We start from the raw sequence: 23014 nt of genomic DNA on the forward strand, positions 1-23014 counted from the left end.
GCTCCGATAAAATGTACAGCGGGCGTTTCAGGTGCTCAGCGAGTAAACGGTGACGACGTTACCCGCGAGATTCTCGTCGAGGGCGCCGCCGCGCCGTCCGCCCGCAGTGATCGCCACGTAGGTTTTCTCCTCGTAGGGATCGTGCCAGATGATCGGGTCGCCGTCGACGCCGACGCCGATGTCGTCGACCCAGACGCGCTCGCCGGTTTCGGTCGCGTACGCGACGAACTCGCCCTCCGGCGTGCCGGCGAACGTCAGGCCGGTCGGCGTCGAGACGCAGCCGCCCGCGGTCGAGGTTTCGATGTCGAGCCAGTCCCGCCACTTGATCCGTCCCGTGAGCGGATCGAGGCCGACGATAACGCTGTGGTAGCCGTTCCACTCGTCGGGCCGTGGATCGTCCATCAGCGCCGGGTCTTCCTCTTCGTCCTCATCGTCATCCTCGTCGTCTTCGACCTCCTCTTCCTCCTCGTCTCCCGGCTCGTCGTCGTCGTTCTCATCCTCATCGGCGCCGAGTTCCTCCTCTTCTTCCTCCTCCTCTTCGGGCTCGTCCGCGACCGGTTCGGCCCGGATCGTGTCCATGCCGATGTAGTTCTCGCCGGCTTCGTACTCGACTTCGTACCACGAGAACTTCATGGGCTGGTTCGTCCCCTTGACGACGTAGGTCTGGGTGTGTGGATCGTAGGCGCTCGCCTGCGGATTCGTCCCGCCTTGCAGTTCCGGCATCACCCACGGTGCCGACTCGAGGTCGTCCTGGGGCGGAAGCGCCCACATGTTCAGGTGCTGGACGTGCTCTTCGCTGCGCTGGTAGAGCTGGCCGGTCTCCATGTTCACCGTGTAGATCCATCCGGTCTTCCCGGCCCAGACCGCCATGCTGGTCTGTTCGCCGTCGATCTCCCCCTGGATCACCATGGGCGGGTTCGAGGAGTCGTAGTCCCACCAGTCGTGGGGCGCGTCCTGGAAGTGCCAGGCGTACTCGCCGGTGTTCGCGTCGACGCCGACTTTGCCCGCGGAGTAGGGGTTAAAGCCCGGCCGGACGGTTCCGTACCACGGGCCCGGGTTCGCCGAGGGGATGACTATCTGTTCGGTCCGCGGATCGAGCGCGCCCGCCGGCCAGGCGGTCGCGCCGCCGTGTCGCCAGGAGTCGCCGACCCACTCGTGCTCGGGCGTCATATTGACGCGCCACTCGATGTTGCCCTCGAGGTCGATCGCGTCGTAGAACCCGCTCACCCCGTACTCGCCGCCGAAGCTGCCCTTGCTGAGTCGCCCGTTGTAGATGATCGGCGGGAACGAGGAAGTCGTTCCGACGGCGCGCTCCCACTGGAGTTCCTCGTGCATGACGTTCTCGGCGGGTTCGCCGCGGTAGGCTGCCGCCCCGTTGAAGTACCACTCCTCCTCGCCCGTGTACCGATCGAGCGCCTGGACGCCCAGGTCGAGGGTACTCGTGTAGATTCGATCGCCGAGGACCGAGACGCCGCGTTCGGCCGACGGGCTCTCCTCGGAGGTGCCGACGTACGGCTCGTAGACGTGCGACCACAGGAACTCGCCGGTCCGGGCGTTGAGGGCGTGGACGTGGTCCGGTCCGAACGTGATGTACATCACCGGCGGGTCGCCCTGGATAATGATCGGCGAGCCCTGGAAGTCGTTCTGCGGAGTCAGGTGCTCGAACTGATACTCCACTTCCAGCTGGCCGACGTTGTCGGGCGTGATCTCCTCGCCGACGTAGTGGCGCTGGTTCTCGTAGTTGTTACCGTACATCAACCAGTTCTCGGTCGTCGAACCGGAGGCGAGCAAGTCGTCCTCGGTCACGTCGACCTCGGGGATCTGGTCGGTGTCGTGCTGTTCGATATCGGACTCGCCCGGCTTTTCGTGCCACGGCGCGTCTTCCGGTAGCTCTTCTAAGTGTGATTCGAACGTCATCGGTCTCACCTCGCCCCCGCCATGGGAGCACGCTTGTCGTCCGTGATTCGCACGACGTCGTGGAGCAGGAACTCCTGTGCGATGATCATGATCGCCGATCCCGCCGTGATCAGCGTCGTCAGGTGTTCGTCGGCGATACTACCCGCGGCCAGGTCCCGCGCTGCCGATCCCAGCAGGTAGTAGCCCCCGAGCATCGACTTGATGTCCCAGAGCCCGCGGTCGATCATCTCCGGCGTGACCAGGACCGCACGCTGCCAGAGGAAGTGATCCAACCCGTCGATCCACAGCAGGGACCCCTCCGCGGCCCGCTGCTGGAGCGGCGCGACGTACTCGTGGACGACGCCGTCGTCGACCGCCTCCGCCGGCGGGTACTCGAGCGTCGGCATCCACCAGGACAGCTGTTCGCGTGCGTTGACGATGTTGGCGACCAGCGCCGCCTGCTCCTGGCCGCTGAAGCCGAGTTCGCCGAGCGTCGCCGGGAGCGAGTCGATGTGCAGGAGCTGTCGGGTCGTCGTCTCGATGTGCTCGGGCGTAAACGCCGGCAACGTCTCCTCGGCGCTCGAGAAGAAGCCCACCGCCGCCAGGTGGTCGTTGATCGCCCACGCGCCCGTCGTCAGCTCGCGGTAGGCCGACTGTCCCTGCTCGGGGACCCCCATCGCCTGGAGCTGGGGGAGTTGTTCGAAACTCGAGGCGAGCGCCGACAGCTCGCTGGTGAGCAACGCCTGGTCGAGCGAGCCGGTGAGCCCGGAACGGAGCGACTCGCCCATCTCCGCGAGTCCGGCCGTCGAACCGGTCGAAACCTCCGAGCGGAGGTCGCCGAGCGTCGCGCCCGCGACGCCGGCACCGGCGATGACGCCGAGGGCCTTCAGGAACTCGCGCCGGTCCTCGTCGCTCACCTCCCCGTAGCTGTATCGTTCGTCTGGATTCGTCCCATATGCCATGGTGCTTTATAACACACCACGGGCTCACCATTAGTATTATCCACACCCACACATTTTGAAATATATTTCTACGAGCACGAGCGTTCGCTACTCTTGTCGTGTGTCGGTGCGACAAAAACCGGGTGCTGTCATGCGATCGGGTGGGAACCAGTCGCCGGTCTAACGGTGTCGGGAAACCGATGTGGGTTTACGGTTCGAAACAGTAGCGACTCGTCAGTGAGTACCACAGACGAAGAGACGCCGTTCGACGCCTACAGAGAGCACGTCGACCGTCCGCTCTCGAGGCTGTTCCGCGAGTACGGTCCCGGCCGGTTGCACTGGTTTTCGATCGCGATGGTGGCGAACTTCATCGCCCAGATGTCCTCGCTCGTCCCGCCGCTGATCCTCGGAGCGGCGATCGACGCCATCTTCACCGAGGGCGGCGAGGGGTACAGCCTCCCGGTGGTACCCGACGCCTGGCTGCCGGCGACGGAGATGGCCCAGTTCTGGTTCTCCGTGAGCGCCATCGCGGGGGCGTTTATCCTGGTCGGCGTCTTCACCTGGATCTACGGCGTCTCGGGCAACCTGTTCGCCCACGACGTGATGCACACGGTCAGGGTCGACTGCTTCCGGAAGATGCAGGAACTGGACATGACCTTCTTCGACGACAAGCAGACCGGCGAGGTCATGGCCGTCCTCAACAACGACACCCAGAACCTCGAGATGTTCCTGGACAACGCGCTCATCAACTCGGTTCGACTGCTCGTGATGGTCGGCGGCATCACGGCGATCCTGTTCTTTCTCAACTGGCAGCTCGCGTTCGTCACGCTCGTCGCGATCCCGGTCATGTTCGCCTTCACCTACTGGTTCATGGTCACCGTCGAACCCCGCTACGTTCGCCAGCGGGCGGCCGTCGGCTGGCTCAACACCCGCCTCGAGAACAGCCTCTCGGGGATGGGGTTGACGAAGACGACGAGCAGCGAGGAGTACGAAGTGGGTCGAGTCCGCAAGGCCTCGAAGCGGCTGTTCGACGACACGATGGCCGTCCTCAAGCTCTCCTACGTCTACCGGCCGGGGATGGAACTGCTCGCCGGGATCGCCTTCGCCGCCACCTTCCTCGTCGGCGGCTGGTGGATCGCCACCGGCACCGCGCCGGGGCCGATGACCGGCACGCTCCAGGTCGGCGAGTTCGTCACCTTCCTCTTTCTGACGCAGTTCATCGTCTCGCCGCTCGCGGAGGTCTCGAACATCGTCGACCAGTACGAGAACGCCAAGGCCTCGAGCGAGCGCGTCTTCGGGCTGATGGACATCCCGATCTACGTCAGCGATCCGGACGAACCCGATGAGCTCGAGCCCGTAACGGGCCGGGTCGAGTACGACGAGGTCTCCTTCAGCTACGCCGAGGGAGAGCGCCGGGCAGTCGGCGACGAGGCCGACGGTGAGGAGGAAGTCGTCGTCGAGGACCTCTCGTTCGTCGCCGAACCCGGCGACACCGTCGCGCTGGTCGGCCCGACGGGGGCCGGCAAGTCGACGGTGCTCAAGCTGCTGTTGCGGCTGTACGACGTCAGCGACGGCGAGATCCGCGTCGACGGCCACGACGTCCGCGACGTCCGCCTCGACGAGCTCCGCGACGCGATCGGCTACGTCAGCCAGGAGACGTTCCTCTTCGACGGGACGATCGCCGACAACATCCGGTACGGCCACTTCGAGGCGAGCAACGAGGCCGTCCGGGAGGCTGCGAAGGCGGCCCAGGCCCACGAGTTCATCGAAGAGCTCGAGGACGAGTACGAGACGCGCGTCGGCGAGCGCGGCGTGAAGCTCTCCGGCGGCCAGCGCCAGCGGGTCGCCCTCGCCCGGACCGTCCTCCAGGATCCCGAGGTCCTGATCTTAGACGAGGCGACCAGCGCCGTCGACACGAAGACCGAGCTGCTGATCCAGCGCTCGATCGACCGCCTCACCGAAGACCGGACGACGCTCGCGATCGCCCACCGGCTCTCGACGGTGAAGGACGCCGACACCATCCTCGTCCTCGAGGGCGGCCGGATCGTCGAGCGCGGGAGCCACGAGGAGTTACTCGAGCGCGGCGGGCGGTACGCGACGCTGTGGGGCGTCCAGGCCGGCGACGTCGACGAGGCGCTCGACGCGCTGGCCGACGGCGGCGGAGAGCGATCCTCCTGAGGCGCGAAACATCGCGTAAAAGACGACTCAGTCTTCGATCTCGAGTTCGAACTGCTCGTTCTCGGTGACGGAGTTCAGCACGACGCTGGTGTTCGACTCCTTGATGTCGGGGTCCGTGAGCAGCGCCTTGATCTGGTCGTTCATGCCGTCGGTGTCCTTGAACTTGCCGATGGCGATGACGTCGTAGTCGCCGGTGACCTCGTAGACGCTGGTCATCTGCCGGTGGTCGCGTAGCGTGTCCGTGATCTCGGGGAGGGCGTTCCCCTCGACTTTCAGCTGGATGACCGCGGTGACGTCGTAGTCGAGGGCGTCGTAGTCGACTTTCGGCGTGTACCCCTGGATGACCCCTTCCTCCTCGAGATCGGAGAGATGATTCGAGACGGTGGTGACCGAGACGTCGAGTTCCTCCGCCAGGCTTCGCAGACTCGCACGGCCGTCGCCGAGGAGTGCATTCACCAACTTTGCATCGAGATTTTCGTACGTCATCACGCTGACCCACTCACCCCACCCATTAGAACTTTACGAATATCCACTTTCGTCGCAGTGACGGAAGATTTGCTCAGAGCAGCAGGATTTTAGTAGTAGAGGTAGTTGTAGAGAGCGACCAGAAGATGACAAGCGGAAATCTCTCAGCGACAGAGCAGGCGGTGCTCGACGAGATCGACGAGAAGGGTGTCGACTTCCTCAGACTCCAGTTTACCGACATTCTCGGAACCGTAAAGAACGTCTCCGTCCCCGCCCGCCAGGCGGAGAAGGCGTTCACCGAGGGGATCTACTTCGACGGCTCCTCCATCGAAGGGTTCGTCCGGATCCAGGAGTCCGACATGCGCCTCAAACCCGACCCGGAGACGTTCGCGGTCCTGCCGTGGCGGGACAACGAGGAGAGCGCCGCCGGTCGGATGATCTGCGACGTGATCAACACCTCGACCGGTGAACCGTTCGCGGGTGACCCCCGGTACGTGCTCAAGCGGGCCCTCGAGCGCGCGAGCGACATGGGCTACACCATCAACGCCGCCCCCGAACCCGAGTTCTTCCTGTTCGAGGAGGACGAGGAGGGCCGCGCGACGACGAAGACCAACGACGCCGGCGGCTACTTCGACCTCGCGCCGAAGGACCTCGCACAGGACGTCCGCCGGGACATCATCTACGGGCTCGAGGACATGGGCTTCGAGGTCGAAGCCAGCCACCACGAGGTCGCCGAGGGCCAACACGAGATCAACTTCGAGTACGACGACGCGCTCACGACCGCGGACAACGTCGGCACCTTCCGCACCGTCGTCCGCGCCATCGCCGCCCAGCACGGCTACCACGCGACGTTCATGCCCAAGCCGATCGCCCGCATCAACGGCTCGGGGATGCACACCCACATCTCGCTGTTCACCGAGGACGGCGAGAACGCCTTCCACGACGACGACGACGAGTTCAACCTCAGCTCGGAAGCGAAGTCGTTCCTCGCGGGGATCTTAGAGCACGCCCCCGCGATCACGGCGATCGCCAACCCCACAGTCAACAGCTACAAGCGCCTGGTTCCCGGCTACGAGGCGCCGGTCTACGTGGCGTGGTCCGACCGCAACCGCTCGGCGCTGATCCGCCGGCCCGCCGCCCGCGTCCCCGCGGCCTCCCGGATCGAACTGCGCTCGCCCGACCCCTCGTGTAACCCCTACCTCGCGCTCGCGGTCATGATCCACGCCGGCCTCGACGGCATGGAACAGGGCCTCGAGGCGCCCGACCCCGTCCGGGAGAACATCTACGAGTTCGACGAGGTGAAACGCGAGGAGTACGGCATCGAGACGCTGCCCGCCAACCTGGGCGAGGCCGTCGACGCCCTCGAGGCCGACGAGGCGATCTACAGCGCGCTGGGCCCCCACATCGGCCCGAAGTTCGTCGAGGCCAAGCGCCAGGAGTTCGAGGAGTACATCGTCGAAGTCTCCGAGTGGGAACTCGAGCGCTACCTCGAGACGTTCTGAGCGTCGACCCGGAACGCCGCGCCGGCGAGCAGTCGGCAGCCGGCGGGCTATAGCTCCGCCTCGCAGTGTCGACACGCCGTCCGATCCGGATCGTTCGGGGCCCCGCACGCGGGGCAGTTGCGAACCGTCGTGACGCCCTGCGTCGACCGACTTCGCCGAAGCAGTTTTCGAACGACCTGCGCGGTGCCGACGGCGAAGATCGTCCCGAACGCCAGCCAGCCGAGCGGCCCCATCGCGACGAAACTCACGAAGAGGACCCAGCCGAGACCGAGGAGACCGACGGCCATCAGTGCGGCTCGCAGAGACATGTTACTCCCTGGAAACCCGGATCGTATAATTCTTCTTCTCTTCCAACAGTTCCTCGAGAGCGACCACCGGTTCGGATTACGCAGTCGACCGGCCGCCCGTCTCGAATCGCCACGGGACCGTGATCGCCGCGAGGCCGACGACCGCACCCGCGACGAGCCACGGGAGCGCGACCGCGCCGCCGACGGCGATTGAGGCCAGGAGCGCGAGCGAACCGGCCGCGAGAGCCGGCCGACCGAGAGCCCCCGCAGCGTCCGCGTCTCGAGGCGAGGACGCGTACAGCCAGCCCGCGAGCGCGCCGACGGACGCGCCGACGAGGGCGGCGACGTCCGCCCGTCCGGCGGTGAGAACCGAGAGGAGCGACAGCCCTCCCGCGAGCGTCAACACGGCGGCGGTTTCGGCTTCTGGCCCGCTCGAGGCGACCCGCCGCCGGAGCGCCAGCACGACTCCGAGGTAGGCGACGCCGACGGCCGCGCCGGCGACGACGTCGGCCGCGTAGTGGAGGCCGACCGCGATCCGCGAGAAGCCCACGAGCGCGACCACGACGCCGGCGGCAACGAGTCGCGCCCGACGGGTGCCGACGTCGGTCTCGAGGGCGAGCATCCCCCAGAGGACGACGGCGGCGAGCGCGTGCCCGCTGGGGAAGCTCTCGGTCGTGACCTTCACGGCCGGTGCGTAGAGGAGCGCGGCGGCCGTCGGCAGCTCCGCTGGCGAGATTGCGGGACCGACGCCGGGACGGGAGACGGCGAACACCCCCTTGAGACCGGCCATAATCGCGTAACAGCCGATGACGGTGCCGAGCCACGGCGCGAACCGACGGCGGTCGACGAACCAGTAGGCGAGGACGACCGTCGGGAGGACGACCCAGACGCTGCCGAGGTAAGAGAGGAATGCGAAGACGAACGCCGTCCACTCGGGGAACGCGTCGCGGACGGCCTCGACGTGCGCCGGATCGAACCACATCGAAAGGTCTGTACGCTGTCAGGACTGGTAGCTCTGTCGGTACCGGGGCGGCGCGGTCTCCGACGGGCCAATCAGGAACGCCGCTCGCCGATCATGTTACGAACGCGCCCCGGAACGCCGAGCACCGACAGTCCGGCGCCGAACAGCACCATCAGCACGTAGACGCCGAGCGTCGAGGTCCAGACGACGAACATCGCGAGGATGGCCCAGCCGCCGCTGAGGAAGTAAAACGCCGCGATCGCCATCGCGGTGCCGTACAGCAAGACGAGGTACGGCCCCCAGCCGTGGGCGTGACCGGAGCGAACCCGACTGCGAACGTAGCGCTTGAGTTCGGCCTCGAGGGACTCCTTCTGGACCGTCCGGCGCTCGACGTCCTCTTCGAAGGACTCGAGGCGGTCGCGGAGCCGCTCGATCTCTTCGCGGAGCGCTTCCGGGTCCTGAGCACGGTCTGCGGTTCGGGCGCTCACGCGGCCTCCCGCCCCGGTCGCGGCCTCCTCGCCGGTGTCGCATCCCGTCACCCCGTCGTCAGTCCCCGTGGCGTCGTCGGTCATCGCTTCTGTCGAAAGCTGTCGCGGGCCGGGACTTTGTAGCTGCCGGTCCGCGTCACGGCCGGCCAACACCGCGTTGAGCACCGCGCCGAAGATGACGAGGATCGCCGCGACGTACAGCCAGGCGAGCACGAGTAAGACCGCGCCGAGTGCCCCGTAGAACGCGTAGCTGCCCGCGACGCCGGCGTAGAGGGAGAACAGCCGCGCGAGCGCGAACCAGCCGACGGCCGCGAGGATCGTCCCCGGAACGGCCTCCCGGACCCCGACGTCCGCGTCCGGAAAGATCAGGTACAGCGGGAGGAACGCGACGATCAGACCCAGGACCACCAGCACCGGCCCGACGACGGAGAGGCCGAGTCCGGGGACGAGAACGACCAGCACCTCGAGACCGCCGAGCGCGATCAACCCCACGGTGATCGCGAGCGCGACGATCATCGCGTCCCAGAACGTCTGGAGCAGCGACTTCGAGGCGGCGGTGCCGTAGATCTCCGAGAACGCGCGGTCGAGCCCGCGGAACACCCGGCTGCCGCCCCAGAGCAGTCCGAGTGCGCCGACGATCGTCGCGTTTCGCTGGCCGGTTTCGTCGGCGATCGAGTCGGCGAGCAGCTGCTGTGCGCTCGGCGTGAGCACGTCGCTCGCGGCCGCCGAGACGCGCATCGCGAGGGCGTCGCCGCCGATCGAAGCCGCGATACCCAGCGCGAGCAACATCAGAGGGACCAGCGAGACGAACGCGTAGTAGGCGACCCCCGCCGCCAGCAGCGTCAGCTGTTCGGTTCGCGCGAGACGAACCGCGCGCCGGCCGAGTTCGAATCCTGTCGTGCGGTCGATCACGTCCTTCTCTACGCCATCCGCCCCTAAATATCACGGACGGCGCCGGGGAGTGCGGAAAGATCTATACGCGACCGGTCGGAACGTCGACTCGTGACCCGGCCACAGTGTCCCGACTGCGGACTCGTCCGGCTGTACGCGCTCCTCGAGGATAGCGAACGCTGATCGAGGGCAGGGAGGTGACTCAGTCCGAGAGACTCTCGGCCGTCGCTGCCCGGATTTCGCCGACCGTCGCGTCCGTTTTGAACGTCGTGCCGCTGTAGTGGGCTCTCGAGGCGTCGTACCCCGCCTCCCCGAGGTCGGCGAGGAAGTCGTCCATCGCGTTCGCCGGCAGCCCCCACTCCTTGCACAGTCGGTGCTGGTCGTAGTGGGTCGGCACCGCGAGTTCGGCCTCGAGCGTCTCGAGCAGTTCGCGCCCCTTGTTCGCGGTGGCGAACTCGTCGGGGATCCGGTCGCGAACCGCCGCGACGAACGCGGGGTCGCAGGTCGGCCCCAGCCAGAGCGGCCCGGCCTCGAGCAGCCGCTCGCCGCCGCAGTTGGGACAGGTCTCGAGCGGATCCGCGATCAGTCCCCGGTGGTGCTCCCGATAGAGACAGTCCTCGCAGTGAGAGAGGGAGCCCAGTTCCTCGAGGGCGGCGTCGGCGGCGGTCGGCTTGCGCTCGAGTTCGAGGTAGGTCCGGACGTAGTGGCTGCTCGCGTGGGTCAGAAGCGGCTGGACGCCGACGTCGAAGCGGGCGCCGCTGCGGGCGAGCGCCGACAGCAGGATCCGGACGCCCATCTCGGGGTGGTAGTCCGTGTTCCGGGGGACCGCGCCGTAGGAGCGCACCCCGCTGTTGAAGTGAGCGCCACACAGCGGGGCGGTGTCGGTCGCGGTGACACAGAGCAGATTCCGACAGCGGGCGAAGGCGGCGTCGGCGAACGGCATCGGTGTCCCGAAGGGGTCGAGATCCACCACGTCGTAGGCCGACCGGTGGAGTTCGACGTTCGCGTCGGCGTGACGAACGTCGACCTCGAGGTCGTTTCGGGCCGCGTTCTCGCGGGCGAGGTCGACCGCCGCCTCGTCGCGGTCACAACAGGTCACCGCCCAGCCGTCCGCTGCCGCCCGCAGTCCGCGAACCCCGCTTGCGGTCATCGCATCGAGGTACGACTCGGCGTGGGGGTTTCGCCGCTCGTAGGCGCGCAGCGTCGCGACCGTCAGATCTCGATTCAGCTCCTGACGCGGGTTGTAGAACACCGACGCTTCGACGCCTCGCGTGGACTCGCCGGGCACCTCGAACTCGAGGCCGCCCTCCGTAACGCGCATGCGACCACTCGACGGGGGAGCGCGAAAAGCGCCGCGGTCTCGTCGCCGGCGGGTGAGAATAGGTATCGTATGGCAAAACATTTCAGTATCGCGACCTTTATCCACGGCGGCAGGAGAGTCTACAGCGATGGTGAAAAACACGCTTACGCGACGCCGATTCGGAGCCGCACTGATCGCAGCGACCTCGGTCGGTCTCGCGGGCTGTGGTGACAACGGAAACGGCGACGACGACGCAGCGACCAACGAGTCCGACGACGAGGATAACGAGTCGGAGGAAGCCGGCGAAGGCGAGTTCGGCACCGACCCACAGACCGGCGACCTCACGATCCACCTGGAGAACGAGGACGGCGAACCCGTCTCGAGCGGCGTCTCGATTCGCGTCTCCCAGGTCGACGGTAACCTGAACACGACGGTCCAGGAGGAGATCTCCGACGGCGAGGCGACGGTGTCGCTGACCGGAACGGGCGACTACTCGATCACCGTCGAGAGTCTCGAGGACGAGTTCGAGCCCGTCGAGGAGACCGTGACGATGGAAGAAGACGAGGACGAGGGCGTGCTCATCGAGCTCGAGGGCGCCTCGGGCGACGAGGAGAACGGCGACGAAGACGGCGAAGACGGCGAAGACGACGAGTAACCGAGCTCGTCGAACGGCGTCCGTCGGACCCTGCCCGCCGCGGTGGGCCGCGATTGGGTGATCGCAGCCGTGGAGGCGCAGACCAGTCGTCGCGAACAGACCACACAACCAAACCGATTTTACAGTTCGGCACAGAGTTCAGATCGTGCCCGAATCGAACCCCGTCGAGCGGTGGGAGGCCCGACTCGAGGAAGCCGGCGAGCTCACGCCGGAGATCGTCGGCCGTATCTCCCGCCTCCACGGCGACCGCGGGGTACACGCGATCGAGGCCGTCGCGGAGGGACGCGTGAAGGCGTATCGGGACTTTACGATCGTCGTCGGCTACGACGACGAGTACGTCGTCGAGGGGCGGGGGTGTACCTGCAAGGACAGCGAGTACAACCTCGACGCCGACGATCCGACCGATCTCTGCTGGCACGCCCTCGCCGTCGCCATCGCCCGCCGGGTCGGCCACGTCGACTACCACGACATGTGGTACTCCGAGGTTCGGGAGTTTCTCTGAGCCGGTCGCGGGTCGCGTTCGCCGGCCGCGGCCGCCCGGAAACCGCCGGCTACCTCGCCGTTCACGAGATCCTAGAGGGGCCGCGAGCGGGAAGACGAGCGGTGAGAGCGGTGTTACCGGAAATTACACAAATACAGTACACAATTTACAGAGATTTTACCATTACTAATTGGCACGAGCGGAGCAGTGCGAGACGCATGCCGACCCACCAACCGACGCGGCGCGGATTCATCGCCCTGACCGGCGCAGCCACACTCGCCGGTATCGCAAGCAACGCGGTTGCGGCCCAGGAGACACAGCGGGATTCGTTCACCATCGCGGAGGGGACCGACTACGAGACCGAGGTGTTCGTCGTCGAGGCGCCCGAGAGCGGCCCGACCAGTATGGTCGTCGGCGGCCTCCACGGCGACGAGCAAAGCGGCGTGATCGCCGCCGAAAACCTCCTCGGGTGGACGCCGGCGTCCGGTCGCCTCGTCGTGATCCCCCGCGCGAACGAACCCGCCCTCGAGGAGGGAACGCGGGGCGGTCCGTCGGGACGGGACCAGAACCGACAGTTCATCGTCGGATCGGAGCCGACGACCGAAATTGCACGCGCGATCTGGGAGGTCGTCGAGACGTACCAGCCCGATACGCTTCTGGACCTCCACAGCTCCTGGGGAATCTACGGCGTCGACGAGAACACGTACGGACAGGCGATCTTCCACTCGAGGGAGAACGGGGAAGGAGCGCGAGCCAACGAGGCGGCGGCGTACCTGAACGAGAACTACGTCCCCGAGTCGATGCCCGAACACGACTTCGTCGCGGAGCCGCTCCAGTACACGGACGGGATGCTCGTGACGAAAGCCGCGAGCGAACTGGGAACGCGCTCGTTCCTGTTCGAGGTCACGCGCCGGGAAACGGACCTCGAGACGCAGGCCGAGTGGACCGAAGCGGGCACGATCCACCTCGTCCAGTCGGCCGAGTCGCTCGGCGACGGTGACGAGGACCCGGACGACGGCGACGAAGACGGCGAGGAAGAGCCGGATGACGGAGACGATGGCCCGGACGACAGCGAGGAGGTACCGGACGACGGCGACGATGGCGCTCCGGACGACGGCGGCGAGGACGAACCCACCGGAATCGACGCCAGGATCGACGTCGACGTGCGCGACGTCGGGCTGAGCGAGCGGGCGCTGGCGTTCTTCCGGGCCGACGCCTCGAGTTCGCCGGCCGAAATCGAGTGTTACGAGTGGGATACGACCGGCGACGGCGAGTTCGACTCGACCGGCGCCACCGCGAGGGCGCTCGTTAGCATCGTCGAACCGACCGCGATCACCCTCCGGATCACCGACGAGAGAGGCTGTGTCGACACCGCGAGCGTCACGCTTCAGCCGTAGCGGGTCAGCTCAAACTCGAGCGGTCCTCGAGACGTGTCCCCGCGAACGTCGTCCGGCTGCCGCCTCGCGAGGCCACGGGGACTCGAGTCAGCACCCCTGCTCGGAACTGCAGCGAACGAGCGGCGCGAGGAATGTGCCGTCCGAACCGTTCAGGCCTCGAGTTCGCCGTCGTACCGCCCGTCGCGCTCCGAGCGGTGGCGCCACCAGGTTCGACTGTACAGGTAGAACCCGAGCAGACCGACGACGACGAAGTAGAGGTAGATGCCGAGTTCGACGTGAATAGGAACCGGTTCGAGCATTGGTATGTAATGTTCGTTAGGCACAATAAAGGTACGCCTGTACGACTGTATAGTTACTATCGGGATTAACCGGACAGGCGCACTGACAGTCAGCGTTTAGCGGAGTGTTAGTTCGTCAGGGGACGGAGACAGTCCCTCGAGCCTACTCGTCGGCGCAGCGTTCGACGAAGTTTCGCAGGATAGCCAGCCCCGTCTCCCCGCTCTTTTCGGGGTGGAACTGGGTGCCGAAGACGTTCCCCGCCTCGTTGGCGACGATCGAGGGGAACTCGCGGCCGTACTCCGTCGTCGCGACGACCGCCGACTCGTCATCGGGGACGGCGTAGTAGGAGTGAACGAAGTAGGCGTACTCGCCGTCGACTCCCTCGGTGAGGGGGTGGTCGCGCTCGACCGCGAGTTCGTTCCAGCCCATGTGCGGGACCTTCTGGCCCTCGGCGAAGCGGGCGTTGGTGCCCGGAATCAGGTCCAGCCCCTCGACGGCGGACTCGCCCTCGTTCGATCCCTCCTCGCTCGTGGTCAGCAGCATCTGCATCCCTAGACAGATGCCGAACAGGGGCTGGCCCCGGTCTGCGACCTCGAGCAGGTCCTCCCGAAGCGGCTCGGCGTTCTCGACGCCCTCGCGGAAGGCGCCGACGCCGGGGAGGACGACGCCGTCGGCCGCGGCGAACGACTCGGGGTCGTCAGTGATCTCGACCGACGCGCCGGCGCGCTCTAAGCCACGGGTGACGCTGCGGAGGTTTCCGAGCCCGTAGTCGACGACGACGACGGAGGCCAGAGTCTCTTCGGGTGAAGACGAGGCAGCACTCATACTCGAGGTGAGCGGCGAGCGGACAAGTGCGTTATCCTTCCGACGATGGGCGCGTCGAAATGGGAAAGCGGAGTTACTTTGTGATCGAGTCGGCCATTCGTTGTGGGAACCCTTTGAGGAGTTCGATGATCCCCATGGGTTCCTCGTCAGCGCGGATGTACGAACGGACTCGTTGACTGAACATCTCAACGGAGAGGATCAGCACGAGGATGACGAGAATGGTCGCCATCATGTTCGTATACTCGAACAAGCGCTGCTGGACGGCGAGCACGTGTCCGATACCACCGCCGCCGATGATACCCAGCGTGACGGCAATGCGAACGTTAATCTCGAAGATGTACAGCGTCCACGCGATAAACGACGTGTGTACCTGCGAGAGCATCCCGAAGACGATCACCTGTACGCGCCCGGCGCCTGTCGTTTCGATCGCCTCGATCGGACCGTCTTCGATCTCCTCGAGTTCGTCGGTATACAGCCGTCCCAGGTTTCCGATCGTGTCCGTTGCGATCGCCATCGTGGCCGTAAACGGCGTAACACCGCCCAGTGGAACGTAGATCAGCGCCCAGACAAGTGCCGGAATTGCCCGGATAGACGACATGATCCCGCGGAAGATAAAATTAAACGGGAACGGCGTGACGCGACCGGACCCGAGTACGCCGAAGATGAGCGCGAACGGGAAGCCGAGGATCGTTCCGGCGAACCCCATCGCGAGGGTGATCCCGGCTGATGCGAACAGGTTTCGCTCGACGATGAAGTCCCGGTACTGCCAGACGTCGAGAACCGGAACACCGTTGACCGACGTCATCGGGAAGTACTGGTTGAGCGCGCCGATGAACTGCGGCCCGTAGCGGACGAACTGCGCGATCGTAAAGTCGACCATTGTCAGCGCCAGATAGAAGAACCCCAGAACCAGAAGTCCCAGCGTGCTGAACAGCGCGACGCGAATTCGTCTCGCCCGTTTGATCTCCTCGTATCGCTCGTGGACCTGCCTCGAGACGGACTCCGCGCTCATTGCGCGGTCACCCCGTCGTCCTGCGACGTGCGCTCTTCCCCGGTGTCGAGATCGTCGGTATCGACCGTTTCGTAGATGTCGTCGACGACGTCGAGGTCGAAGTCCTCGCTGTAGCCGTCGAAAACCAGTTCCCCGTTTTTCAGACCGATGAACCGCTGTCCAAACTGCCGAGCGAGGTTCACCTGGTGGAGACTTACCATGGTCGTCAGATTTCGATCCTCGGTGGCCGACAGCAGATATCCCATCACCTTGTTGGAACTTCCCGGATCGAGACTGGCGACCGGTTCGTCAGCCAGCAACACGTTCGGCTCCTGGACGAGCGCGCGTGCGATGCCGACGCGCTGTTGTTGCCCGCCGCTCATTCGACGGGTTCGCTGCTGTGCCTCGTCGAGGAGGCCGACCGTCTCGAGCGCCTCGAGCGCTCGCAACTTGTCCTCGCGGTCGTTCAACTGCAAGACGCTGTTGACGAGATTGGTTCGCTGCAGTGACCCGGTGAGCGCGTTCGCGTACGCGCTCATCTGATCGATGATATTGTGCTGCTGAAAAATCATCGCGATGTCCGGGTGCGGTTCGGTGATTTCCACGCCGTCGACGGTGATCGTTCCCGACGTCGGCTTGGTCAACCCGTTCATACACCGAAGCAGCGTCGATTTACCCGAGCCGGACGCACCGAGAACGACGACGAACTCCCCCTCGGGAATTTCGAACGACACGTCGTCTAGTGCCTGCGTAGCGCCGAATCGTTTGCTCACCCCCTCAACTCTGATAGTAGCCATCGATGGTAGTTGTGTAGAGACTCGTAAGAATCGTTTGGATTAGATCGGCCTACTCGTCTTCTTCCGCGAGGTCGGCGAACTCGAGATCGAGCGCGTCCATCACGTCCTCGATCGGCTGGAAGTTGTCGATCGAACCCTCCTCGAGCCCAGTGAACCACAGCTGGTGGTCTTCGTCGGCGTCCTCGTCGATCAGGTCCTCTTCGGTCGCGTTGAGAAGCGCCTCCTCGATGTCTTCTTTGACCGGGTCGTCCCAGTCCGCTCGGGCGACGATCGGCGCGCGTGGGATCGGGTCGGATTCGGCGACTAGGCGAAGCTCGTCGTCTTCGGTACCGGCGTTCGGCGCCTCGGCAGAGATGTCCATAAACTGATCGGAGAACTGATCCTCCGGGATGTGGTGGGCCAGTGAGAATGCACCGGCACCCGCGGCGACGACTTCGTCCATCTGGAACAGCTCCTCACGCGCGGTACTGTGATCCGAATGGCGTGCGTTGAAGTCGACCGGGTCGCCATCGGGAGCGTTTCCGACATCGAGCCCCGCATCGTCCAGCATGAACAGCGGGAACAGACTGCCACTCACCGACAGCGCGTCACCGATCGCGATGTCGTGTCCCTCGATGTCCGTGAGCTCCTCAATCTCGCTGTCCGGCGTCGTCGCGATCAACGAGAAGTACTGGTCTGCACCGAACGCAACACGGATACCCAGAATGTCCATGTGGTCGGGCGCCGCGATCACACCCGTCGGCGAGATGTCCGCGAGTTCGGTCTGCTCGTTCCGGATCGCGTCGACCGTCGCCGTGTAACTCTCCGTCTCGGTTGCGTCGATCTCGACGCCCGTTTCCTCTTCGAGGTAGTCGAACAGTGGAGCGTACTGCTCCATCATGTCCACGTCACCCTCCGCCGGGTTGAGCACCATTCGAACTCCGTCGTCTTCGCCCGAAAGGTCGCCCACACAACCCGCGAGCGCTGCCGTTGCTGCCACACCCGCCCCTTTCAAAAACGTCCGCCGCTTTGTCCACCGTGATTGATCGGACATGGGTTACACTATGTAGCTCCCCATTTAGGATTTTCTATGTTGACTACATACCAGTCCATTGTCAGCCGGTAGAACGCCACAGTACCCCACCATCTGGTGAAACAATGCCACAAACAACCGGTTACTGCTCGAGTTTGCTTGACAAAGGATGTCATTATTTCGACGTCATCGGCCGTGACGAATACACCGGCGGTCGGTCAGAACCCGTCGAGTCGGGACTGACCGCCGCTCCCCGGGTCGACGTCCGCGAGGTCGGCGGCCGTCGCCAGCGTCTCCGCGAGCGTCTCCTCCTGGCTCCGATCGTACAGCGTCGCCGCCGGGTGCAGACAGATCAGCACCCGCCGCGGCGTCCCCTCGATTCGCACCTCGTCGACGGTGCCCGCCTCCTTCGTTACCGCGACGGACCGCCCCAGCAGGTGTTCGCTCGGCACCTTCCCGAGCGTCACGATCACGTCGGGGTCGACGAGGTCGATCTCGCGCTCGAGGTAGCCCCGGCAGTTCTCGAGTTCGGCTTTGTTCGGATCGCGGTTCTCCGGCGGGCGACACCGCACGCAGTTGGTGATCCGGACGGCCTCGCGCTCTAAGCCGACGGTTCGCAGGTGATCGTCGAGCACCGAGCCGCTGCGGCCGACGAACGGCTCGCCCTCTCGGTCCTCGTTCGCACCCGGGCCCTCGCCGACGAACAGCACGTCGGCGTCGGCGGGACCGGTGCCATTGACGATTCGGCTGCGCGAGTCGACCAGCGCCGGACAGCGCGTACACTCGGTGACACAGAGCCCCTCCATCTCGCCGTCGGCGTCAGTTTCGTCCATACTCGTGGCTCAGACGGACGGTTACTACCTCTTTCGGGTCGCACTTGCACGGTCGCCGGTTCGACCTCTCAGTCGCGGGGGCCGCCTACAGCGTGGCGGTAGGCGTCGCCGGCCCGCGCCGCGAGTCGCGCCACTCTGAGCGGTTCCGGGCGACCGCCCTCCGGCGTGAACGACCGGACGACCGTTTCGGCCTCCCGGCGCTCGAGCCCGACGCCCCTGACGTACAGCCGCTCGCCGTCGGCGGTCAGCTCACGACGCGGCGGCAACGCCCGATAGCGCTCGAGGCGGTCCTCGAGTTCGGGTCCCGAAAACGCCTCCCGAATACCCGCTTCGAGCCCCTCGCTTTCCTCGAACGTCACCGCGAGGGTCGGCCGATCGGCGGCCTCGTAGATTGCGCCCAGATCGAGGACGTTGTACCACGCCGGCGCGACCGCCCCGAGGAGGACGTAGCGGACGTCGGGGCGGTCGAGTCCCTCGAGAAGGTCGATCACCGCGGCTGTCGCGTCGGTGGCGCCGACCGTACACGAAGAAAACGAGAGTCCGTCGACGACGCGGTCAGCACGGACGACCGCTCCGGCGAGGGTGCTCGAATCGCCCCGGTAGGACTCCGCGACGCCCACCGCCCGCACGCCGGACTTCATCGCGTTACGACTCGGGGTCGTCTTTGATCTCTTCGAGGCGGTCGATCAGTTCGTCGCTCGAGGCGCCGTTCTCGAACTCGAAGGAGCCGACGTGTGCGTGCTGTTCGGACTGAACGGCGTCGTCGTCGTCAAAATCCGCGTCGAGATCCTGCTGTTCGGATTCGTCGTAGCTTCCGAATCCCATGCGGGTACACGTAGGGCCGTGAGGGGCAAAAAAGTACGGGCTATCGGCTCCGGTGAATTATCACCGGGCGTGGACAGAAGCGACATCACCGCCAGCGTTTCGTCGAACCGGCGGGGGGCGCCAGCGTTTTGTCGACGCGCGGTGAGCGGGTAGCCATGGGCCACGCCGTTCACCACGTCACCGAGGACGCAGAGACGTTCACCTGCAACGCCTTCCTCGTCGAGGGGGGGCGAACGACGCTCGTCGACGCCGGCGCGATGGAGGGCGTCGTCGCGGCGATTCGGGACCACGTCGACGAACTCGAGCGGGTCGTCGTTACCCACCAGCACGGCGACCACGTCGCCCAGCTCGAGGCCGTCTGCGAGGCGTTCGACCCCGAGGTGTACGCCTACGCCGATCACCCGGAGCGAACCCACGCCCTCGAGGACGGCGATACCGTCGAGATCGGCGACGAGACGTTCGAGGTGGTGTACACCCCCGGACACGCGGACGACCACGTCTCGTTCGTCTCCGAGACGTCCCTGTTCAGCGGCGACGCCGTGGTCCACGACGACGGCGCCTTCGAGGGCGGCAGCTTCGGCCGGACGGATATGGCGGGTCAGTCCCGCGAGACGCTCATCGAGAGCATCGAGCGGTTGCTCGAGCGCCTGCCCGACGCCGTCGAGTCCATGTACGCCGGTCACGGGAGCGTCTTCCACGGCGACGTGCGCGAAATCGTCGAGACGGCCCTCGAGCGCGCCGAGCGCCGGGAGCCGAAGTATCCCGACGAGTAGCGACTCGAGGGAGCCGACGCTACGGGCTCGCGGTCACGACCGAAAGACGCCGAGAATCAGGCCGCGCGGGCTTCCTTCGCCTTGGGGCGGAGGTTCTTGTAGCCGCACTTGCGACAGCGCGTGGCGTCTTTCGAGTTGCGAGCGTTACAGCGCATACAGATCATCTTCTCGAGGGTCCGCTTCTCTGCGGCGTCGAAACTGGCCATACCGACTCGTTACGCGCTGGCGCATTTAACCACTGTGATCTGTGGCCCCGCCGGCCGTGCGGGCGCCGGTCACTCCTCGTCGGCCAGGTACTCGCTCTGGACGGCGACGACCTCGCTCGAGTCCGCACACGCGGCGTACCGGCGCAGCGGTTCCTCGTTGAGCGTCAGGAAGGTCTCGCCCCAGCGAAACGGCTCGAGCAACTCCTCGGCCCGCTCGCGTTCGCCGAAGATACTGAGCGCGGCGGCGAGCGCCTCGACGGTCGTCAGCCGGAACGGCCGGCCGTAGTTGACGGGATTCGCGGCGACCAGGAAGGGCAGCGCCCGGTGTTCGCCGGGCATCGAGAAGGCCGCCTTCTCGGCGGACTCCCAGGAGCAGTCGAGGGCGACGAGGGTGTCGAGCGCCGCCTCGGCGTCGGCCGGCGACAGCGCCCGCTCGGCGTGGGGGTTGAGCACGACGCCGTACGGCACCCGGCGCATCGACCGGTGGAGTATCGCCCGGTCGAAGCGCTCGAGGCGTCGCGCCGTACACTTTTTGGGATCGTCGTCGCCCTCGTAGTAGACGTGACACTCCACGGCGGAGGGTGATCACCGACGACGAAAAACGCCGCGGTCTCGAGTCCCGACTCGACAGGTCGGTCTCAGATCAGTTCGTTTCGTCGCGCTTCGACACCTGATAGGGGCCGTCCGGGTCGTGGAGGATGCACTTCGAGCGCTGAACGTCGGTCGCCTGGTAGGTCGGAATCGGCTCGCGCTCGCAGGGGCTCTCGAGTTCCTCCCGCAGCCGAGCAACCGCCTCGTCGTCGCTCGAGGAGGCGTACTCGGCCAGCGCCTCCGACAGGAGCGTCTCGACCCGCGAGTCGGACAGCTCCGCGGGAACGTCGTACGCTCGGCGCACTCCCGCGGGGTCGGTTCCGTCGCCCTCGTACGACGCCACGTCGTCCTCCAGCAGGTCGTTTCGAAGCGTGGCGACCGACCGCCAGGTCGCCTGGTCCAGCGTGACGTCTTCCGGCGGGACGAGCTCCGGACAGCGGGGGTTGAACCGGCAGCCGGAGGGGACCTCGATCGCGTCGGGAACCTCGCCGACGAGTTCGATCCGTTCTCGCTCGGCGTCGGGGTTCACCCGCGGAACGGACGAGACGAGCGCCTGCGTGTAGGGGTGTTGGGGGTTGTCGATGATCTCGTCGGCCGGCCCGACCTCGACGAGCTGGCCGAGGTACATGATGCCGATACGGTCGCAGACGTGTTTGAGCAGCGAGAGGTCGTGGCTGATGTACAGCGCCGTCAGCCCCAGCTCCGACTGGAGCCGGTCGAAGACGTCGAGGATGCTCGCTCGAATCGAGACGTCGAGCATGCTCGCGGGCTCGTCGGCGAGTAGGAACGACGGCTCGAGCACCAGCGCCCGCGCGATCCCCACTCGCTGGCGCTCGCCGCCGCTGAGCTCGCTCGGGTACTCGCTGGCGTACGCCTCCGGCGGTTCGAGTCCGGCCATCTCGAGGGTCTCGAGTACCCGCGCCTCCCGCTCCTCGGTCGAATCGAAGCCGTGGACGATGAGCGGTTCTTCGACCCATTCGTACACCGTAAACCGGGGGTTGATCGAGTCGTAGGGGTTCTGGTGGATGATCTGTGCCTCGCGGCGGAACGCCTTCAGGTCGCCCCCGGAGAGGTCGGTGACGTCCTCGCCGTCGAAGTAGATCCGCCCGTCGGTGGGTTCGATGAGCTTGATCGCCGTCTTGCCGAGGGTCGTCTTGCCACAGCCGGACTCCCCGGCCAGCCCGAACGCCTCCCCCTCGGCGATCGAGAGCGTGACGTCGTCGACGGCGTGGACGTACTGGGAGGACTCCCCGCGAAGGATCCGGGCGAGTACGCCGCGGTTGACCGGGAAGTGTTTGTCGACGCCCTCGAGGCTCAGCTTCGCCTCACCGCCTTCATCGTCGAGGATCTCGGTTTCGGAGACGATCGACATCAGTCGTCACCCTCCCGGAGCGGCGTCTCGGGTTCGCCGACGTCCATCTCCATCCACGTCTCCTTCTGGTCCGCCCGGCGGCGGAGTTCGTCGGCCTCGTCGGCCCGGTGGCACTCGACGACGTGGCCGTCGTCGTACTCCTCGGGCTCGGGGGTGACGTCCCAGCACTCGTCCTCGGCGAACGGACACCGCGGAGCGAACCGACACCCCTCCCCCGGGTCGACGAGTTCGGGCGGCGTTCCCGGGATCGAGATGAGTTCGTCGTCCGAGTCGCCGATGTCCGGGAACGCGTTTCGCAGCCCGAGCGTGTAGGGATGGCGCGGGTTCTTGATGATCGTGGCCGCGTCGGCCTGCTCGACGATCCGGCCGCCGTAACAGACGGCGATCCGATCCGCGGTTTCGCTCACGACGGAGATGTCGTGGGTGATCAGGATCATCGCGCTGTCGAACTCCGCTTGCATCTCCGTGATCGTCTCGAGGATGCGATCCTGAATCACCACGTCCAGCGCGGTCGTCGGCTCGTCGGCGAGCACCAGCTTGGGCTCGAGACAGAGCGCCAGGGCGATCATCGCCCGCTGGGCCATGCCGCCGGAGAACTGGTGTGGGTAGTCGTCGATCCGATCGGGGTCGATCCCGAGTTCGGCGAACAGCTCTCGCGCGCGGTCTTTCGCCTCGGCTTTCGAGACGCCGTCCTCGTGATAGCGGATCACCTGGACGATCTGCTGGCCGACGGTGTACACCGGATCGAAGCTGTTCATCGCGTTCTGCGGGATCATCGAGACCTCCTGCCACCGGATCTGCTTTCGCAGCTCCCGCTCGGAGAGTTCGGTAATCTCCGTGCCGTCGAAGTCGATCGAGCCGTCGATGACCTCGGCGTTGTCGGGGAGCAGCCGGATGACCGACCGTGCGATCGTCGTCTTCCCCGATCCGCTCTCGCCGACGAGCCCCAGGGTTCGTCCCCGCTCGAGCTCGAGGTTGATGTCGTCCGCCGCCCGGACGTAACCGTCCTCGCTACGATAGTACATCCGTAGACCGTCGATTGTGAGTAGCGTCATGTTGTGTCGAATC

Annotated in this window: 25 protein-coding genes; 6 read left to right on the plus strand and 19 right to left on the minus strand. The window is 65.9% G+C overall.

Annotated features, from left to right (window positions below):
* Positions 1–27: 27 nt before the first annotated feature.
* Both NMQ11_RS13890 and NMQ11_RS13895 read right to left on the minus strand, forming a co-directional pair.
* The gene (locus NMQ11_RS13890) at positions 28–1917 is read right to left on the minus strand and encodes an outer membrane protein assembly factor BamB family protein (RefSeq protein WP_255169047.1); all 1890 of its coding nucleotides are present in this window, start codon (positions 1915–1917) and stop codon (positions 28–30) included.
* Between the two features lie 5 nt (positions 1918–1922).
* Positions 1923–2858: a twin-arginine translocation signal domain-containing protein gene (locus NMQ11_RS13895; protein WP_255169048.1), complete on the minus strand. Its 936-nt coding sequence runs from the start codon at positions 2856–2858 to the stop codon at positions 1923–1925.
* Positions 2859–3074: 216 nt separating this feature from the next.
* Between NMQ11_RS13895 and NMQ11_RS13900 the strand changes: the two genes are divergently transcribed.
* The gene (locus tag NMQ11_RS13900) at positions 3075–5015 is read left to right on the plus strand and encodes an ABC transporter ATP-binding protein (protein ID WP_255169049.1); all 1941 of its coding nucleotides are present in this window, start codon (positions 3075–3077) and stop codon (positions 5013–5015) included.
* 27 nt (positions 5016–5042) lie between these two features.
* Here NMQ11_RS13900 and lrp read toward each other — a convergent pair whose 3' ends face one another.
* Positions 5043–5501 carry an HTH-type transcriptional regulator Lrp gene (gene lrp / locus NMQ11_RS13905; protein ID WP_255169050.1) on the minus strand — a complete coding sequence of 153 codons (459 nt, stop codon included), beginning with the start codon at positions 5499–5501 and terminating at the stop codon, positions 5043–5045.
* A gap of 125 nt (positions 5502–5626) precedes the next feature.
* On the opposite strand from lrp, the gene glnA reads away from it, so the two are divergent.
* A complete protein-coding gene (gene glnA, locus NMQ11_RS13910; protein ID WP_255169051.1) occupies positions 5627–6982 on the plus strand; it encodes a type I glutamate--ammonia ligase in 1356 nt (451 codons plus the stop codon).
* A gap of 47 nt (positions 6983–7029) precedes the next feature.
* Here glnA and NMQ11_RS13915 read toward each other — a convergent pair whose 3' ends face one another.
* The 4 genes from NMQ11_RS13915 to NMQ11_RS13930 all read right to left on the minus strand — a co-directional run bounded on the left by NMQ11_RS13915 (position 7030) and on the right by NMQ11_RS13930 (position 10930).
* Positions 7030–7290 (minus strand): zinc ribbon domain-containing protein, encoded by a 261-nt coding sequence (locus NMQ11_RS13915; RefSeq protein ID WP_255169052.1) that lies wholly within the window; start codon positions 7288–7290, stop codon positions 7030–7032.
* A 76-nt stretch (positions 7291–7366) separates the two neighbouring features.
* Positions 7367–8251, minus strand: a complete 885-nt coding sequence (locus NMQ11_RS13920) for a phosphatase PAP2 family protein (protein WP_255169053.1) — start codon at positions 8249–8251, stop codon at positions 7367–7369.
* 71 nt (positions 8252–8322) lie between these two features.
* Positions 8323–9630: a YihY/virulence factor BrkB family protein gene (locus NMQ11_RS13925; RefSeq protein WP_255169054.1), complete on the minus strand. Its 1308-nt coding sequence runs from the start codon at positions 9628–9630 to the stop codon at positions 8323–8325.
* Between the two features lie 181 nt (positions 9631–9811).
* The gene (locus tag NMQ11_RS13930; protein ID WP_255169055.1) at positions 9812–10930 is read right to left on the minus strand and encodes a tRNA (guanine(26)-N(2))-dimethyltransferase; all 1119 of its coding nucleotides are present in this window, start codon (positions 10928–10930) and stop codon (positions 9812–9814) included.
* 127 nt (positions 10931–11057) lie between these two features.
* On the opposite strand from NMQ11_RS13930, the gene NMQ11_RS13935 reads away from it, so the two are divergent.
* From NMQ11_RS13935 to NMQ11_RS13945, 3 genes are all read left to right on the plus strand, one after another.
* On the plus strand, positions 11058–11564 hold the full coding sequence (locus tag NMQ11_RS13935; protein WP_255169056.1) for an Ig-like domain-containing protein: 507 nt from the start codon (positions 11058–11060) through the stop codon (positions 11562–11564).
* Between the two features lie 145 nt (positions 11565–11709).
* Positions 11710–12066: a hypothetical protein gene (locus NMQ11_RS13940; protein WP_255169057.1), complete on the plus strand. Its 357-nt coding sequence runs from the start codon at positions 11710–11712 to the stop codon at positions 12064–12066.
* A gap of 197 nt (positions 12067–12263) precedes the next feature.
* The gene (locus NMQ11_RS13945; RefSeq protein ID WP_255169058.1) at positions 12264–13442 is read left to right on the plus strand and encodes a succinylglutamate desuccinylase/aspartoacylase family protein; all 1179 of its coding nucleotides are present in this window, start codon (positions 12264–12266) and stop codon (positions 13440–13442) included.
* A 149-nt stretch (positions 13443–13591) separates the two neighbouring features.
* On the opposite strand, the gene NMQ11_RS13950 is transcribed toward NMQ11_RS13945, so the two are convergent.
* The 8 genes from NMQ11_RS13950 to NMQ11_RS13985 form a co-directional block, all read right to left on the minus strand.
* Entirely contained in the window at positions 13592–13741 is a 150-nt protein-coding gene (locus NMQ11_RS13950; RefSeq protein ID WP_255169059.1) for a hypothetical protein, read from the minus strand.
* 142 nt (positions 13742–13883) lie between these two features.
* Positions 13884–14546, minus strand: a complete 663-nt coding sequence (hisH, locus tag NMQ11_RS13955; RefSeq protein ID WP_255169060.1) for an imidazole glycerol phosphate synthase subunit HisH — start codon at positions 14544–14546, stop codon at positions 13884–13886.
* A gap of 73 nt (positions 14547–14619) precedes the next feature.
* Positions 14620–15558, minus strand: a complete 939-nt coding sequence (gene phnE / locus NMQ11_RS13960; protein WP_255169061.1) for a phosphonate ABC transporter, permease protein PhnE — start codon at positions 15556–15558, stop codon at positions 14620–14622.
* Positions 15555–16334 (minus strand): phosphonate ABC transporter ATP-binding protein, encoded by a 780-nt coding sequence (gene phnC / locus NMQ11_RS13965; protein WP_255169062.1) that lies wholly within the window; start codon positions 16332–16334, stop codon positions 15555–15557. The genes phnE and phnC overlap by 4 nt, the downstream gene beginning before the upstream one ends.
* A gap of 49 nt (positions 16335–16383) precedes the next feature.
* The gene (locus tag NMQ11_RS13970) at positions 16384–17367 is read right to left on the minus strand and encodes a PhnD/SsuA/transferrin family substrate-binding protein (RefSeq protein ID WP_345781444.1); all 984 of its coding nucleotides are present in this window, start codon (positions 17365–17367) and stop codon (positions 16384–16386) included.
* Positions 17368–17564: 197 nt separating this feature from the next.
* Entirely contained in the window at positions 17565–18179 is a 615-nt protein-coding gene (locus NMQ11_RS13975; RefSeq protein WP_255169064.1) for a uracil-DNA glycosylase, read from the minus strand.
* Between the two features lie 68 nt (positions 18180–18247).
* Positions 18248–18820: an endonuclease dU gene (locus tag NMQ11_RS13980; protein WP_255169065.1), complete on the minus strand. Its 573-nt coding sequence runs from the start codon at positions 18818–18820 to the stop codon at positions 18248–18250.
* Positions 18821–18824: 4 nt separating this feature from the next.
* Entirely contained in the window at positions 18825–19004 is a 180-nt protein-coding gene (locus NMQ11_RS13985; RefSeq protein ID WP_255169066.1) for a DUF5786 family protein, read from the minus strand.
* 155 nt (positions 19005–19159) lie between these two features.
* Here NMQ11_RS13985 and NMQ11_RS13990 point away from each other — a divergent pair, with 155 nt between their 5' ends.
* Complete coding sequence (locus tag NMQ11_RS13990) at positions 19160–19777, plus strand: MBL fold metallo-hydrolase (protein ID WP_255169067.1); 618 nt, start codon at positions 19160–19162, stop codon at positions 19775–19777.
* A gap of 56 nt (positions 19778–19833) precedes the next feature.
* Here the strand turns inward: NMQ11_RS13990 and NMQ11_RS13995 are convergent, their stop codons facing one another.
* From NMQ11_RS13995 to NMQ11_RS14010, 4 genes are all read right to left on the minus strand, one after another.
* Positions 19834–19983 carry a 50S ribosomal protein L40e gene (locus NMQ11_RS13995; RefSeq protein ID WP_255169068.1) on the minus strand — a complete coding sequence of 50 codons (150 nt, stop codon included), beginning with the start codon at positions 19981–19983 and terminating at the stop codon, positions 19834–19836.
* Between the two features lie 69 nt (positions 19984–20052).
* Positions 20053–20556, minus strand: coding sequence for a DUF367 family protein (locus tag NMQ11_RS14000; RefSeq protein WP_255169069.1), 504 nt, complete (start codon positions 20554–20556; stop codon positions 20053–20055).
* Positions 20557–20626: 70 nt separating this feature from the next.
* Complete coding sequence (locus tag NMQ11_RS14005) at positions 20627–21946, minus strand: ABC transporter ATP-binding protein (RefSeq protein ID WP_255169070.1); 1320 nt, start codon at positions 21944–21946, stop codon at positions 20627–20629.
* On the minus strand, positions 21946–23001 hold the full coding sequence (locus NMQ11_RS14010) for an ABC transporter ATP-binding protein (RefSeq protein ID WP_255169071.1): 1056 nt from the start codon (positions 22999–23001) through the stop codon (positions 21946–21948). Before NMQ11_RS14010 ends, NMQ11_RS14005 begins: the two co-directional genes overlap by 1 nt.
* Positions 23002–23014: the final 13 nt, after the last annotated feature.

The sequence above is a fragment of the Natrononativus amylolyticus genome (genome assembly GCF_024362525.1).
Lineage (GTDB): Archaea > Halobacteriota > Halobacteria > Halobacteriales > Natrialbaceae > Natrononativus > Natrononativus amylolyticus.

Bases quoted from the DNA above. Each gene is read 5' to 3' on its own strand.
- NMQ11_RS13890 (WP_255169047.1), bottom strand. From the start codon at position 1,917: ATGACGTTCGAATCACACTTAGAAGAGCTACCGGAAGACGCGCCGTGG.
- NMQ11_RS13895 (WP_255169048.1), bottom strand. From the start codon at position 2,858: ATGGCATATGGGACGAATCCAGACGAACGATACAGCTACGGGGAGGTG.
- lrp (WP_255169050.1), bottom strand. From the start codon at position 5,501: ATGACGTACGAAAATCTCGATGCAAAGTTGGTGAATGCACTCCTCGGC.
- glnA (WP_255169051.1), top strand. From the start codon at position 5,627: ATGACAAGCGGAAATCTCTCAGCGACAGAGCAGGCGGTGCTCGACGAG.
- NMQ11_RS13915 (WP_255169052.1), bottom strand. From the start codon at position 7,290: ATGTCTCTGCGAGCCGCACTGATGGCCGTCGGTCTCCTCGGTCTCGGC.
- NMQ11_RS13920 (WP_255169053.1), bottom strand. From the start codon at position 8,251: ATGTGGTTCGATCCGGCGCACGTCGAGGCCGTCCGCGACGCGTTCCCC.
- NMQ11_RS13930 (WP_255169055.1), bottom strand. From the start codon at position 10,930: ATGCGCGTTACGGAGGGCGGCCTCGAGTTCGAGGTGCCCGGCGAGTCC.
- NMQ11_RS13935 (WP_255169056.1), top strand. From the start codon at position 11,058: ATGGTGAAAAACACGCTTACGCGACGCCGATTCGGAGCCGCACTGATC.
- NMQ11_RS13945 (WP_255169058.1), top strand. From the start codon at position 12,264: ATGCCGACCCACCAACCGACGCGGCGCGGATTCATCGCCCTGACCGGC.
- NMQ11_RS13950 (WP_255169059.1), bottom strand. From the start codon at position 13,741: ATGCTCGAACCGGTTCCTATTCACGTCGAACTCGGCATCTACCTCTAC.
- hisH (WP_255169060.1), bottom strand. From the start codon at position 14,546: ATGAGTGCTGCCTCGTCTTCACCCGAAGAGACTCTGGCCTCCGTCGTC.
- phnE (WP_255169061.1), bottom strand. From the start codon at position 15,558: ATGAGCGCGGAGTCCGTCTCGAGGCAGGTCCACGAGCGATACGAGGAG.
- phnC (WP_255169062.1), bottom strand. From the start codon at position 16,334: ATGGCTACTATCAGAGTTGAGGGGGTGAGCAAACGATTCGGCGCTACG.
- NMQ11_RS13970 (WP_345781444.1), bottom strand. From the start codon at position 17,367: ATGTCCGATCAATCACGGTGGACAAAGCGGCGGACGTTTTTGAAAGGG.
- NMQ11_RS13975 (WP_255169064.1), bottom strand. From the start codon at position 18,179: ATGGACGAAACTGACGCCGACGGCGAGATGGAGGGGCTCTGTGTCACC.
- NMQ11_RS13980 (WP_255169065.1), bottom strand. From the start codon at position 18,820: ATGAAGTCCGGCGTGCGGGCGGTGGGCGTCGCGGAGTCCTACCGGGGC.
- NMQ11_RS13985 (WP_255169066.1), bottom strand. From the start codon at position 19,004: ATGGGATTCGGAAGCTACGACGAATCCGAACAGCAGGATCTCGACGCG.
- NMQ11_RS13990 (WP_255169067.1), top strand. From the start codon at position 19,160: ATGGGCCACGCCGTTCACCACGTCACCGAGGACGCAGAGACGTTCACC.
- NMQ11_RS13995 (WP_255169068.1), bottom strand. From the start codon at position 19,983: ATGGCCAGTTTCGACGCCGCAGAGAAGCGGACCCTCGAGAAGATGATC.
- NMQ11_RS14005 (WP_255169070.1), bottom strand. From the start codon at position 21,946: ATGTCGATCGTCTCCGAAACCGAGATCCTCGACGATGAAGGCGGTGAG.
- NMQ11_RS14010 (WP_255169071.1), bottom strand. From the start codon at position 23,001: ATGACGCTACTCACAATCGACGGTCTACGGATGTACTATCGTAGCGAG.